A 14951-nucleotide genomic window follows, 5' to 3' on the forward strand; every position below is an offset into this window, starting at 1 on the left:
CTGTCAAGAATGGAGAGGGACGAAAATGAATAAAAAGTATTATTTAGGATTAGATATAGGGACAAATTCTGTAGGATGGGCAGTAACAGATGAAAATTATAATCTTTACAAATATGCTGGAAAAAGAATGTGGGGAATTCGTTTATTTGAAGCAGCAGATACAGCAGCAGAACGAAGAATGAAACGCTCAAATCGGAGAAGATTATCAAGAAAGAAACAAAGAATAGATTTATTGCAAGAATTATTTTCAGAAGAAATTGTCAAGAAAGATCTTACATTTTTCATAAGATTGAATGAAAGCAGATTGCATTTCGAAGATAAATCTACAGGTGAGAAGTATCCATTATTTGTAGATAAAGAATATACAGATATTGATTATCATAAACAATATCCAACGATGTACCATTTAAGAAAAGAATTAATTGAGAATCCAGAACCGCATGATATTCGCCTGGTATATTTAGCATGCCATCATATTTTGAAAAATAGAGGGCATTTTTTGATTAATGGAAGTATCAGTGATGTAAAGAATTTATCATTTGTTTGCGGAGAAATGATAAAGGAATTTAATTCTGTGTCAGAATATGAAATAAGTTTAACAGATATAAGAGAATTAGAACGAATATTAAGTGATAAAAAGACTGCAAAATCAGTAAAAGCAAAACAAGTCGCACAATTATTTGAATGTACTCCGGCAGAGGATAAAGAACAACAAAAATGTGCTAAGGCAATTATTACCAATTTAAGTAAATTAATTGTAGGGTTAAAGGGTAATATCAGCAAAATGTTTCATCAGCCATTGGAAGAAATCAGTACAAAAAGTTTTAAATTTACAGAAGCGAAATATGAAGATGAGATCATGCCTGCAATTGAAGAAAATTATCCAGATTATGCAAGTGTAATTGATAGAATCAAAGGTGTATATGATTGGAGTGTATTAGTTGAAATCTTAGATGGAGAAGATTATTTATCATTTGCAAAGGTAAAAGCGTATGAAAAACATGGGAAAAATCTACATATATTAAAAAATGTTATGAAAAAATATTGCAAAGATGAAGTGTATCAAGCTTTTTTTAATGGAATCAACGAAAAAAATGGTTATGGAAATTATATTGGAGCAATTCGGAAGAATGGTCATACATATAAAATGGATCGATGTAAATCAGAGGAAGATTTTTATAAAGGTTTACAAAAGATTTTATCTACAATTGTTCCAGATCAAGAAGATGAAGAATTATTAGAAAAATTAAAGGCAGAAGTAGAGAATCAAACATTGTTACCATTAGCAAGATCAAAGGAAAATGGAACAATTCCGAATCAGGTTCATCTTCAGGAATTAATGAAAATATTGGATAACGCAAAAGAATATTTGGATTTTTTGAAGAAAGAAGATGAGTATGGAACAATAGCTGAGAAGATTATATCTATTGCAAAATTTAGGATACCATATTATGTAGGACCATTAAGCAGGAGACATAAAGAAGAAGGTTCTAATTCATGGATGATAAGAAAAGAAGAAGGAAGAATTTATCCATGGAATTTTGGAGATAAAGTGGATGTAGAACAATCAAATAAGGAATTTATTGAGCGTATGACAAATAAATGTACTTATTTAATCGGAGAAGATGTTTTACCGAAAAACTCTTTGTTATATTCAAAATATATGGTACTAAATGAACTGAATAACCTAAAAATAAGAGGAAATAAAATATCTGTGGAACTAAAACAGAGAATTTATAAAGATCTATTCTGTACAATGGCAAAAGTGACAGGAAAGAGAATTTTAGAATACCTAAAGATGGAAGATCCAGAAATTGTACAGGAAGATATTAGTGGATTTGATATTGATTTTAAATCGGCTCTTGCATCTTATTTAGATTTCAAAAAACAAGTAGTAGGAAATGAAATAGAAAAAGATCATTATAAAGAAATTATAGAAGAAATCATTAAATGGAAAACAATCTATGATGATGATTCCAAAATGATGAGAAGAATGATAGAACGAGAATATCCAGAGGTATTTGATAAAGAACAGATAAAGAAAATCTGTCAGTTGAAATATAGTGGATGGGGAAATTTCTCTGACAGATTTTTGAATGGTGTTAGAGGTGCAGATAAAGAGACTGAGGAAAGTTATACGATCATAGAAGCATTATGGAAAACAAATTATAATCTGATGCAGCTTCTAAGCAAACAATTTAGTTTTAAAGAGGAAATTGATCAGATAAATGCGGAAAAAGCAGGTGATGTAGGGAAAATCAATTATGAAAATACAGTCAAAGATTTAATCGTGTCGCCATCTAATAAACGTGCAATATGGCAGACGATACAGATTGCAGAAGAAATAAAAAAAGTAATGAAATGTGAGCCAGAAAGAATCTTTATTGAAATGGCACGAGGAGGAGAAAAAGAGAAAAAAAGAACTGTTTCAAGAAAGACAAGATTGCAGGAATTATATGCTGGGTGCAAAGATGATACACGCAATTGGATGAAAGAAATTGGCGATAGGGAGGAACGAGAATTCAATAGCCGAAAACTCTATTTGTATTATACACAGATGGGAAAATGTATGTATACAGGAGATGAAATAGATGTGGATGCATTGATGAAAGGGAATTCTAACTGGGATATTGATCACATTTACCCACAGTCAAGAATTAAGGATGATAGTTTAGATAATATGGTTTTGGTTCGAAAAGATGTAAATAATAAAAAGCGAAATAAAATTCTGTCTCCAAAGATTCGAGAAGATATGAAAGGATACTGGACAATGCTATGTCAGAAGGGCTTGATTTCAAAAAGGAAATACGACCGATTGACAAGGACAACAGATTTTACGGACGAAGAATTGTCAGGATTTATTGAGAGACAATTGGTAGAAACAAGACAGTCATCAAAAGCAGTAGCAGAGTTGTTGAATCGATTGTATAAAGATTCAGAAGTTGTTTATGTAAAAGCTGGATTAGTTTCAGATTTCCGACATGATAATGATCTGCTGAAATCCAGAAGAGTGAATGATTACCATCATGCAAAAGATGCATTTTTGAATATAGTAGTTGGAAATGTTTATCATGTAAGATTTACATCGAATCCTAGAAAATGGATTAAAGACAATAGAGATAGCAATTACAGCATTCGTAGAGTATTTAATTATGATGTAAAACAAGGCGATAAGATTGTATGGCATGGAAGTGAAAATGGTGGACACAGTATTGATCAGATAAAGAAGATAATGAGTCGAAATGATATTTTATATACAGAATACACATATTGCGAAAAAGGTCAGTTGTTTAATGAAACTTTAGCGAAGAAAGGGAATGAAAAAGCGATAGCTTTAAAGAAAAATCTTGATCCAGTAAAATATGGAGGGTACACCACTCCGAAGACATCAGCATTTGCATTTGTTGAATTTGATGGAAAGAAAAAAGAACGGAAAAATCATATTGTGGAAATTCCAGTATATGTTGTAAATATTGCGAAGAGAGAACCAGATGCAGTAAAAAAATATCTGGAAGAGAGAAAAGGATATAGCAATGTAGTTATTAAGAAATATCCGATCAAGAAGAATAGTTTGATAAAGATGGATGGGTATTTGGCAAGATTGAGAGGAGCGAATGAAAAGGATATTATATTAAAGAATGCAGTTCAATTAATTTTAAATAAAGACTTGTACGAGATAGTACGAAAAATTGAAAAGTATTTGGAATATAATTTACAATATCAAGCTGATGCTAAATTTGAAGGATTTACAATGAAAGATTTAAATATGATATATGAAGAATTGTATTTAAAATTAAAAGAAAGTATTTTTCAAAAGCGTCCAGCGCAGCAAATGAAAACATTAGAAAAAGGAAAGGAAGCATTCATATCTATAGAAAATTTAGGGGAAAAAGCAAAAGTAATCAATGAGATAATTGCAATGTTTCGATGTGATGCTACAACTGTAGCTAATCTTAAAGTAATTAATGGGTCACAGAATGCTGGAAGTATGAAGGTTAATAAAAATACGTTAACATCAAAATCATTGAAATTGGTTCATCAGTCAATTACAGGACTATTTGAAACGGAAGAGGAATTAGTATGAGTTGGAGAACTGTAGTAATTACAGGAAATGCTAAGTTGGATTATAAAATGGATTATATGGTAGTTCGCAAATCAGATATGACAACTCGAATCTATATTGGAGAAATTGGCATGTTGATCATTGAATCAACAGCCATTTCTCTAACAACAATGCTACTAAGTGAATTAACAAAACATAAAATTAAAATAGTATTTTGTGACGAAAAACATAATCCACAATCAGAATTGATTCCATATTATGGAAGTCATGATACAAGTGCAAAAGTTAGAATGCAGACCCAATGGTCAAAAGAAGTAAAAGACAATATATGGACAGAAATTGTATCAGAAAAGATAAGAAAACAAAGTGATCATTTAAAAGAAAATGATCAAGAAGTTCAAGCTGACATGTTGAAGCAATATGTGAAAGAAATAGAATTGGGAGATAAAACGAATCGGGAGGGACATGCTGCAAAAGTTTATTTTAATGCACTGTTTGGATTAGATTTTTCGAGAAGCAAGGAATGTGCAATTAATGCGGCTTTAAATTATGGGTATGGTATTTTATTGTCTTGCTTTAACCGAGAAGTGATTGCGAATGGGTATATTACACAGCTAGGATTATTTCATAACAATATGTTTAATCAGTTTAATTTAGCTTCAGATTTGATGGAACCATTTCGAATTCTTGTAGATCGTATTGTGGTAAAAAATAAACCAGAGAAATTTGAGAGAGAGGAAAAATTAGATTATATATATATGCTGGAGGATGAAGTATTGATTGATGGGAAATATCAGTATGTCAGCAATGCAATAAAAATATACTGCAGGAGTATTTTTGATGCGTTAAATGAAAATGATGTATCATTGATCAAATTTTATAGGATGATATGAGTTATAGATTTATGAGAGTGATTGTATTTTTTGATTTACCAACGATTAGTTTAGAGGATAAAAGAGAGTATCGGAATTTTCGAAAATTTTTGCTGAAGAAGGGATTTGCCATGATGCAGGAAAGTGTGTACAGCAAATTGGCATTAAATACGACTGTAGCTAATGGGGTTGTTTCGAGTGTAAAAGAGCATAAACCTAAAGATGAATTGGTGCAGATGCTTGTTATCACAGAAAAACAATATTCTAAAATGGAATATATTATTGGGAAAAAAGGTTCAACAATTATTGATTCGGATCAAAGGACGGTTATATTATGAAATTTATAAGCCATGGAAATGGAATAGAAAGCAGGTTGGAAACAGAAAGGATTAATGCAATCATATTGGAAGATTCAGAACAATATACAGGATTAATTCAAAAATTATGGAATCAGATTCATAAAGTTGAAGAAACATTATTGCTATATGGAGTGGAAAATGAATTATTAGATATGAGTAAACAATGCGATTTATTATTTTCAATTAGAGACTTAAGTTTACAAAATTCCAGAATTCAGAAAAAATTGATCACATATTTGTCAGAAGAAATCCAAATGAGTGAATTATATGACAAAATAGTTGAAAATCAAGCGGAATTATTACGAATTATAGAGGAAATAAAGAATCTTTCAGAATATCCCATTTGTATGAATGAAGAGTATAATATAGTAGATATATTGAAATATCTCGGAGTGAAATTATCAGAAACAGAGGGAAGTTTTTGTGAAAAATTAATCGATTATATGAAAATTAGTTATGATTTTTTGAAGATAGATGTGTTTTTTGTAGTAGGTTGCAAAGGATATCTGAAAGAAAAAGATTATGAATATTTGCAGGAATGGACAAGATATCAGCAAATTACACTAGTATTGATAGAATGTGATGAAGATCGGTTGCCATTGGGGATGAATAAGTATATAATTGATAGGGATAAATGTGTTATACATTAATTCCATATGAGAATACAACATGTGATGTAGTGGCATGACTTGAAAATTGAGGTTTGAGAGTAGTGTAATTTCATATGGTAATCAAACAGTCTGCCTTGAATAGTGTATGTTACAGCCGTTTGAGAGTAGTGTAATTTCATATGGTAATCAAACGGAAATAAAGTAACAATTGATTTAACAGAGGTTTGAGAGTAGTGTAATTTCATATGGTAATCAAACTCATCAATCGGTGTATAAAAAGGAATTGTTGTTTGAGAGTAGTGTAATTTCATATGGTAATCTGGTGTTTGAAGATAAAAATCATTTGAATCTTGTAATATAGCTTTAAATGATGAATCAAAACAACATATAAAAGACAGGAAACAGACCAAAGAAGGTCAGCTTCCTGTCTTTTTGTTTACCAGAAAAATTTTACATGCTACAATAATAAAAAACAGACATCAAAGGAGGACACCAACATGAAGATCAAAAATGCAACAATGAAAGATTTCGACACAGCCTATGAATACATCAAAAAACTCTGGGACTACAACACCTACGACTATGAAACAACCAAAGAAGTCTACGAAAAAGTACTACAAGACGAAAACAGTTTTGCATTTTTTGCAATAGAAGACGATGGAACTTTTCATGGATTCTGCCATGGAGATTATTTTCATACCTTCTGGATGTCAGGGCTTACCTGCTATGTATCAAGTTTGATCACAAACGAAGAAGACCGAGGTAAAGGATATGGTGTAAAATTATTAGATCATGCAAAGAAATTGGCAAAAGAACGAGGATGTAAAGCAATCACTTTAGACTCCGGACTGCCAAGAGTACAAGCTCACGGATTTTATGAACATTACGGATTCGAGAAAAGCTGCTATGGATTTGAATTAGCACTGTAGAAGAAAGGAAAAATAATGAAAATATTAGTTAGTGCCTGTTTATTAGGGATCGACTGCAAATACAACGCAAAAAACAATAAAAATGAACAGGTCCTAAAGTTACTAAAAGACCACGATTTGGTCCCAGTCTGTCCAGAGATCATGGGAGGACTGCCAACACCGAGAATTCCGGCAGAAATACATCAAAACAAAGTTATCGCAAAAGATGGCAAAGATGTTACAAAACAATACCAAAAAGGTGCCGAAGAGACACTAAAAATTGCAAAGTTATATAACTGTCACACAGCGATCCTAAAAGAAAAAAGTCCATCTTGTGGCTGTGGCAAAGTCTATGATGGAACATTTACAGGCACGCTGATCAATGGGGACGGAATCACAGCTAGATTATTAAAAGAACATGGAATCAAAATCACAGGGGAAACAACCTTAGATATCACAGAATAAAATAGTGAACAGTAAAATGAGGATCCAAATATGAACAACAAACAAAAACTATTAACCGCAACAGCGATTACAGGAACTATTGTCAGCGCATCTGCATTTACTGTCTTCGATTATGCGATCTGTCGAAGAAAAAAACAGCCAGATGTCCGTAAAAAAGAAAAATGGAAACCATATCTTGATTACGTTTTAAAAGAACAAGAATGGCTAAAAGAACACCAAGAACAAGAATTAAAAGAAATCAGATCAAAAGACGGACTAACACTACGGGCAGCCTACATCCCAAGAGAAAATGCCAAAGGAACTATTATCTGCATGCACGGTTACCATTCAACAAATGATATCGAATTCGTACCGGAAGTCCGATTTCTATGGAATCTTGGATACAGCATTCTTCTTCCATGGCAGAGAAGCCACGGAAAAAGCGAAGGACGCTATATTACTTATGGAGTGAAAGAACGCCATGATCTCAAACGATGGATTTTGTATACCAATCGGAATCTGGCAGCCAAGAACAAAGATATTTTTCTATGTGGAATTTCTATGGGGTGTGCTACAACCTTAATGGCAGCAGGTCTGGACCTTCCAGACAATGTAAAAGGAATTATTGCTGACTGCGGATTCACTTCTCCATGGGATATCATCAAACACGTAGCCAAAGAAAGATTTCATCTTCCACCATTTCCATTAATGTACATGGTAGATTTGATCAGTGAAGTAGTAGCAGGATTTGGATTGAAAGAAGTCAGCATCCCAGAAATAATGAAACGAAACAAGATTCCAGTGTTGTTTATCCATGGAGATGCAGACGATTACGTTCCGATGTGGATGACGATCAAAAATTATGAAGCCTGTGCAGCAAAGAAAGAACTCTATATTGTTTCAGGAGCAGGACACGCACTAGCATTTTCAAAAGATATGGAAGAGGGAAAACGAAGAATCAAAAATTTCATAAATAAATATAAGACGATCTAAAATAAGAAGAACCATTCCGTATAAATGATTTTACAGAATGGTTCTTGTATTATAAATTTCCTAAAAAAACCTATTTTAAGATCATAAGATAACTTTCCGGCCGCTGTGTGATCTTGATTTCTTTCAGAATTCTAAAATTGGATTTTACAGCGAACTGTTTTACATATTCACGGTTTCTTGTATACATAATGATCATTCCTTCAGGCCCTAGCACCCTCTTAGCAAATGGAAAGAACTTCTCATAAACATCACGAATCTCAGATTCCGTTTTCTGCCCAGTTGCATAAGGCATCTCCGTAAAGATCTCATCAAATGGATAATCGTGGGTAAATGTAAAACAATCCTTATTGATATAATGAACGATCTGATCAGCCAGATTCGTATTATAAATCGCCTTCTCGATCGCTTCTGGAGAATGATCGATTCCATAAGAAGTATTTCCTTTTACAACTTTCTGACGCTCGATCAGCATGGTACCAACACCGCAGAAAGGATCAAGAACCTGTGCATCCGGGATCATATAATCTTTCGCAAGTTCTACAAGAAGCGCAGCGTTAACTGGTTTGATACTTGTTGGAATAAATTTTTCGCGGTAATCAAAACGACGATCCACAATTGTATTTAATTTTACTAATAAATAATAATCACCAGATTTCCCCTCAATCATACGAATCTCAAATTCATAGTGAGAAGTAGAATTTCTTAATTTGCGTCCAGTAAGCTCTTCTAAGTTCGAAGCAACCTTTTTAGCAAATTTAGAACGCTCAGAAAGAGGCATACGGCTTTTTACTCCGATTCTGAAGTAAAAAGGGAAATCTCCTTCATGCGTATTTTCTAATAACGCCATCAGATTCGAACCAGCGATCACGGATGCAGCAACATCAGCATCAGGTTTACATGAAACCATGCCTGGAATCTGAAATAACAATTCATTGTATGTGCGGATCGGTAATAAACGATTCAGATGATTTGTCTTTACACGCACGCCCATTTTTGAAGAAGCAGCTGAAGATTCATCCATCAAGGCAGCAGTAATTTCCGGGTGTAATGGGTTAGTGCGGAAAATACAATGAAATGTCTGGCGGCCGCCTAAAAATCTATGCTTCTTAAATGGTTCGATCGTATTGATCAGTTCAGAAAGTGCATGAAGTTCATGTTCTACATGCTTTTTCTCATCGTCAGAAGCTTCATAAAGAGATAATTCTTCATAACGTTTTCGGAAAACATCCACATAAGGAGCCGCATTTAAAGATTTTAAAGCAGTTAAATAAGCCTCTTTTACAAAACGTGTATCTTCTGTCTGATAAGCATGAAATACAGCATCGCTTTCAGAAGAAAGTGCCAGATCACCGATCAAAAGAGCAGCATTTTTTCTTGTTTTTGCATCTTCATTTTCTAAAAATACGGATAAGTCCAGATCACCATCATGGATCCAAGACAACAAAAGTTTTCTTTTAGAAGAATCCTTGATCTCCTGACGCAGGGAACTTAAAGACTGACGTACTTCGATATTTTGATTTAATCTTTTACATAAACGATTGATCATATATACATTCCTTTTCTAAATAATGTGTATAAGGAAAAGTCCTTAAAAACTATAAAAACAGTATACCTTATTGAAATAATTTTTGCAAAAAAAGTGAAAATCATGCTATAATAATATGTAACCAAGAGAATAATAGATAAGGAAGTATATGAAACATATAACGATTAAGAGAGCAGAACAGAGTGACGTTGATGCGATCATGGAACTGATGCAAGAAGCAGTAGATACCGTGAAAGTTTCCGACTGGTTTCTGCCAGATGACAGACAATATGTATCAGAACACATAATCGACCGAGGATTTACATTGAAGGCAGTAAACAGCAGCAATGAGATCTTGGGCTTTTTTATTGTCGATTTTCCAGACAGATCAAAACATAATCTGGGATATGATCTAGATTATGATGACGATAAGATACGGAAAGTCGCACATATGGATTATGCAGTCGTGACAAGCAAAGCAAGAGGACTTGGGCTTCAGAGAAGATTTTTTGAAGAAGCTGAGAAGCAGCTAGAAGATACACCATATGAATATTTCCTTGGAACCGTTCATCCGGATAATATCTACAGCCGGACAAACTTTCTAAAAGCAGGTTACCGGGAAGCAAGACGAATGTCAAAATACGGTGGTATGCAACGTGTCATCATGGAAAAGGAGAAATGACTATGAGTAATCAGTATGATGTTATTATGATCGGAGCAGGACCTTCTGCTATTTTTTGTGCTTATGAATTAAAGAGAAATAAGCCGGACATGAAAGTTCTTATGATTGAGAAAGGTCGAAGAATTGAAAAAAGAGCATGTCCAAAACGTAACACTAAAGTATGTGTTGGATGTAAACCATGTTCTATTACAACAGGATTTGCCGGAGCAGGAGCATTCTCAGATGGTAAATTATCCTTATCCCCAGATGTAGGTGGAAATCTTCCAGAGATTCTAGGATATGATAGAACGATCGAATTATTAAAAGAATCCGATGACATTTATTTAAAATTCGGAGCAGATGAGAAAGTATACGGAATCGACGAAGAAGAAGAGATCGCAAGCATCCGTAAGAAAGCAATCCAGGCAAACTTAAAACTGATCGAATGTCCGATCAGACATTTAGGAACAGAAGAAGGATATAAAATCTATTCAAGACTTCAGGAACATTTATTAAATGAAGGTGTTGATATGATCTTTGATACAATGGTCAAAGATATCATCATCGAAGACGGAGTTGCGAAAGGAGTCGTTACAGACAAAGGCGAGACATACACAGCCGATGAAATCGTAGCAGCTGTAGGACGTGAAGGATCCGAATGGTTAAGCGGAATCTGCAGAAAATATGACATTGAAACACAGGTAGGAACAGTCGATGTCGGAGTTCGTGTAGAAGTTCGTGACGAGATCATGGAAGAATTAAACAAGAGCCTTTACGAAGCAAAACTTGTTTATTACACACCAACATTTGATGATAAAGTCCGTGTATTCTGCAGCAATCCATCAGGAGAAGTGGCAACAGAATATTATGAAAATGGCCTTGCAGTCGTTAATGGTCATGCATACAAAGCAGAAGAATATAAAACAAACAATACAAACTTCGCATTGTTAGTATCTAAGAACTTTACCAAACCATTTAAAGAGCCAATTCAGTATGGTAAACATATTGCACAGTTAAGTAACATGCTTTGCGATGGTAAGATCTTAGTACAGCGTTTTGGAGATTTCGTAAGAGGAAGAAGAACAACAGAAGAACGTCTGGTTCGAAACAATATTACACCTACTTTAAAAGATGCAGTTCCAGGAGATCTTTCATTGGTATTCCCATATCGAATCATGAAAGATATCGAAGAAATGATCTATGCATTAGATGAAGTAACACCAGGTATGGCAAGTGATGAGACACTTCTTTACGGTGTAGAAGTGAAATTCTATTCTAATAAGATCTTAACAAACAAAGACTTTGAAACAAATATCAAAGGACTTCGTGCGATCGGTGACGGAGCTTCTGTAACAAGAGGATTACAGCAGGCATCTGCCAATGGATTAAGCGTTGCTAAGAGTATCTTAAATAAATAAAATATCAAATAAAAATATTAAAACAAAAATCCCTAACAGGTTTCTAAACCATTAGGGATTTTTCTGTTTGAAAATCCTGCAAAGAATAATTCTTCCTTATAAAAAAATTATTTTTTGAATTTAGGATGTTTTTCATAGAAAGCTTTGTTCGCCTGCTCTCCTGCAAGGATCAATCGATGAAGTCCTTCTTTAGGACATAAGAAACTTCCCAAAGGATAAGGTGTTTTGGTGTATAATCCATGAAAATCTGTTCCACCAGTCATGAAAAGATCATGTTCCTTACAAAGAGATGTAATATGCTCTCTTGTTTTTTCATCATTTCTTGGATGATTTAATTCAATTCCATCAAGCATATGTTCTTCGATCATCATCTCCATCACATTGTCAGCTTTATACTGCCCAGGATGTGCAAGCACGACAACGCCTCCGCAGGAATGAAGAAGATCCGTGACTGTTTTTGCATCCATATAGCGGTATGGAAATTTATGAGGGCCGCCAGCACGGAATAATTCGTTATGTAATTGACCGATCGGAGTTCCAGTATATCCCATCATGGAAAGAACCTGCATGATATGTGTGTAGTATACACCAGTACTTTCTTTGGATACTTCATAAAGCTGATCCATCGTGATCGGATATTCATCCATCAATGACTGATAAGATTTTGTGACAGCATCGGATAATTTCTTTAAGTCTTTGCTTAAAGAATGCTGAAGCCGGTCAGTGTCAATCGGATAATAACATAAAATATGAACATTCGTCTGTGTCTCCTCATGCCATGCGTTTGCCTCGACGGCAGGAATCGCATGAACACCAAGCTCTTTCCCAAGTCTTACAGCTTCCGAAATGGAATGTGTTGATTCGTGGTCAGAGATTGCAATATAATCAAGGCCGATACGTTTCGCATAAGGAATGATCTGGTCAACACGCATAGCACCATCAGATAAAACGGTGTGACAATGTAAGTCTGCTTTCATATAAAAATACCTCCAAAATATTTATTCCATTTTCTTTAAGATCGTTAAAATATTAGATAATGACTGATGAAATAATTCCTGATCTTCTTTTGACAGTGATTCAAAACGTTTGGAAAGGTATTCTTTGACAAGCACTTTTTCCTGAAGAATCAGCTGGTTTCCTTTCTCTGTGAGTTTTACATAAACCATTTTTCTGTTTTCATCACTTCTAAAACGTGTGACATACTCATCCTTCACAAGTGGAGAAACGGCTCTTGTAGCCTGTTCCTTAGATGATGCCAGATAAGAAGATAACTGTGACATATTCAATGAACGACCTCCAGACAGTGCAAATAAGATAAGAATCTGTGTTTTGGTAAGATCCATGGAAGGTATGTCGATCGTGTTTAAAAGAAATTTCTGACAGATTGGAAAAATTTCAAAAAGTGCAGAAACATCATTCAATGTAAATCCCTCTCTTTCGATGTTTTTCTAACTAAAAGTATACCACTTTATGAATAAAAATCAACAATCAACAAAAATCAATATTTGACAAAAGTCAAATAAAAAGATAAAATAGGAGAAACACTATAAAATGACCTTGATCAAAGGAGGTAACCTATGAGTGAAACAACAACACAGATGCAGGATTTTCTGACACGCCAGGCGAAAGTATGCCATGATAATTGTGAGATAGAGAAAGATCTGTACAAAGAGCTGGGAGTGAAACGAGGACTCAGAGATGTCGATGGAGTCGGCGTTCTTGCAGGTCTTACGAATATATCCTGTATTCAATCCAGTGAGATGATCAATGGAGAGAAAGTACCTTGTGAAGGAAAGTTATTTTATAGAGGATATAATATATATGAATTAGTCGATGGATTTATGAAGAGAGGCGAATTTGGATTTGAAGAAATCACCTATCTTTTACTATTTGGAAAACTGCCGGATGAAAAACAATTGAAAGAATTCAGAGAAATTTTGGCGCAGAGTATGACACTTCCAAAGAATTTCACAAGAGATGTTATTTTAAAGGCACCATCGAAAGACATTATGAACACGTTGACAAAGAGCATTTTAACACTGGCATCGTATGATGATAAAGCATCTGATATTTCTATGGAAAATGTATTAAGACAATGTCTGATGTTGATCAGTGTTTTGCCGATGATGGCAGTTTATGGATATCATGGTTACAATCATTACGTCAATGATGACAGCCTGTACATCCATCGTCCAGATCCAAACTGTTCCATGGCAGAAAATATTTTAAGAATGCTGCGTCCAGACAAATCTTATACAGAATTGGAAGCCAGAGTGTTAGATATTGCACTCGTTCTTCATATGGAACATGGAGGAGGAAATAACTCAACATTTACAACCCATGTCGTGACATCTTCAGGATCAGATACATATTCAGTGATCGCAGCTGCACTTTCATCATTGAAAGGTCCCAAACATGGAGGAGCGAATATCAAAGTTGTTGAGATGATGCAGGATTTAAGAAAAAATGTGGATGATATCAGTGATGAAAGTCAGGTAGAAGAATACTTAAGAAAACTGCTGCACAAAGAAGCATTTGACCAAAAAGGACTGATCTATGGAATGGGGCATGCAGTATATAGTATTTCAGATCCAAGAGCGCAGATTTTCAAAGCTTTTGTAAAGAAACTGGCCCTTGCAAAAGAAAGAGAAAAAGATTTCGAACTCTATTCTATGATTGAAACATTGGCACCAAAAGTAATCGCAGATGAACGAAAAATCTACAAAGGGGTCAGTGCAAATGTCGATTTCTACAGTGGATTTGTGTATAGTATGTTAGATATCCCATTGGAATTGTTCACACCGATCTTTGCGATGGCAAGAATCGTTGGATGGAGTGCCCATCGTTTGGAAGAATTAACAAATGTGGATAAGATCATTCGTCCTGCGTATCAGAGTGTACAAGATGAGAAAGAATATATTGAGATGGAAGATCGATAAAAAAGAGGGATTCCCTCTTTTTTTATGCAAAAATATAAGCTTATAAAATGAGGAAAACCGGAGACGAGGAGGGTCTCCGGTATTATGAAAAAGTATGAAAAAAAGTTTTAGCTAAGTAAGTTTGTTTGTTACTTGCTATGGTTTTAGTATACTCAGTA

At 34.3% G+C, this 14951-nt stretch carries 13 protein-coding genes; 10 read left to right on the forward strand and 3 right to left on the reverse strand.

Translation table 11 applies throughout. The annotated features are described in order from the left end of the window. Positions 1-25 precede the first annotated feature (25 nt). From cas9 to OCV53_RS03485, 7 genes are all read left to right on the forward strand, one after another. A complete protein-coding gene (gene cas9 / locus OCV53_RS03455) occupies positions 26-4084 on the forward strand; it encodes a type II CRISPR RNA-guided endonuclease Cas9 (protein WP_055196588.1) in 4059 nt (1352 codons plus the stop codon). After that, positions 4081-4956 (forward strand): type II CRISPR-associated endonuclease Cas1, encoded by an 876-nt coding sequence (cas1, locus tag OCV53_RS03460; RefSeq protein ID WP_055196589.1) that lies wholly within the window; start codon positions 4081-4083, stop codon positions 4954-4956. The genes cas9 and cas1 overlap by 4 nt, the downstream gene beginning before the upstream one ends. 11 nt (positions 4957-4967) lie before the next feature. Then, the gene (gene cas2 / locus OCV53_RS03465) at positions 4968-5273 is read left to right on the forward strand and encodes a CRISPR-associated endonuclease Cas2 (RefSeq protein ID WP_055196726.1); all 306 of its coding nucleotides are present in this window, start codon (positions 4968-4970) and stop codon (positions 5271-5273) included. Further along, the gene (csn2, locus tag OCV53_RS03470; protein WP_055196590.1) at positions 5270-5944 is read left to right on the forward strand and encodes a type II-A CRISPR-associated protein Csn2; all 675 of its coding nucleotides are present in this window, start codon (positions 5270-5272) and stop codon (positions 5942-5944) included. Before cas2 ends, csn2 begins: the two co-directional genes overlap by 4 nt. A 458-nt stretch (positions 5945-6402) precedes the next feature. After that, positions 6403-6834, forward strand: coding sequence for a GNAT family N-acetyltransferase (locus OCV53_RS03475; RefSeq protein WP_055196591.1), 432 nt, complete (start codon positions 6403-6405; stop codon positions 6832-6834). A gap of 15 nt (positions 6835-6849) precedes the next feature. After that, positions 6850-7278: a 2-thiouracil desulfurase family protein gene (locus tag OCV53_RS03480; RefSeq protein WP_055196592.1), complete on the forward strand. Its 429-nt coding sequence runs from the start codon at positions 6850-6852 to the stop codon at positions 7276-7278. A gap of 30 nt (positions 7279-7308) precedes the next feature. Next, entirely contained in the window at positions 7309-8250 is a 942-nt protein-coding gene (locus OCV53_RS03485; RefSeq protein WP_008394319.1) for an alpha/beta hydrolase, read from the forward strand. Positions 8251-8320: 70 nt separating this feature from the next. Here OCV53_RS03485 and OCV53_RS03490 read toward each other — a convergent pair whose 3' ends face one another. After that, on the reverse strand, positions 8321-9796 hold the full coding sequence (locus OCV53_RS03490) for a TRM11 family SAM-dependent methyltransferase (RefSeq protein ID WP_055196593.1): 1476 nt from the start codon (positions 9794-9796) through the stop codon (positions 8321-8323). Positions 9797-9944: 148 nt separating this feature from the next. Here OCV53_RS03490 and OCV53_RS03495 point away from each other — a divergent pair, with 148 nt between their 5' ends. Further along, positions 9945-10457, forward strand: a complete 513-nt coding sequence (locus tag OCV53_RS03495) for a GNAT family N-acetyltransferase (protein WP_055196594.1) — start codon at positions 9945-9947, stop codon at positions 10455-10457. Beyond that, positions 10454-11854, forward strand: a complete 1401-nt coding sequence (locus OCV53_RS03500) for an NAD(P)/FAD-dependent oxidoreductase (RefSeq protein WP_055196595.1) — start codon at positions 10454-10456, stop codon at positions 11852-11854. Before OCV53_RS03495 ends, OCV53_RS03500 begins: the two co-directional genes overlap by 4 nt. A 107-nt stretch (positions 11855-11961) precedes the next feature. On the opposite strand, the gene OCV53_RS03505 is transcribed toward OCV53_RS03500, so the two are convergent. Both OCV53_RS03505 and OCV53_RS03510 read right to left on the reverse strand, forming a co-directional pair. Continuing rightward, positions 11962-12831 carry a PHP domain-containing protein gene (locus tag OCV53_RS03505; protein ID WP_081019927.1) on the reverse strand — a complete coding sequence of 290 codons (870 nt, stop codon included), beginning with the start codon at positions 12829-12831 and terminating at the stop codon, positions 11962-11964. 21 nt (positions 12832-12852) lie between these two features. Next, the gene (locus OCV53_RS03510; protein ID WP_242852102.1) at positions 12853-13275 is read right to left on the reverse strand and encodes a MarR family winged helix-turn-helix transcriptional regulator; all 423 of its coding nucleotides are present in this window, start codon (positions 13273-13275) and stop codon (positions 12853-12855) included. A 156-nt stretch (positions 13276-13431) separates the two neighbouring features. Here OCV53_RS03510 and OCV53_RS03515 point away from each other — a divergent pair, with 156 nt between their 5' ends. Then, positions 13432-14793, forward strand: coding sequence for a citrate/2-methylcitrate synthase (locus OCV53_RS03515; RefSeq protein WP_008394326.1), 1362 nt, complete (start codon positions 13432-13434; stop codon positions 14791-14793). Positions 14794-14951: the final 158 nt, after the last annotated feature.

Source organism: Anaerostipes amylophilus (assembly GCF_025567365.1).
Taxonomy (GTDB): Bacteria; Bacillota; Clostridia; order Lachnospirales; family Lachnospiraceae; genus Anaerostipes; species Anaerostipes amylophilus.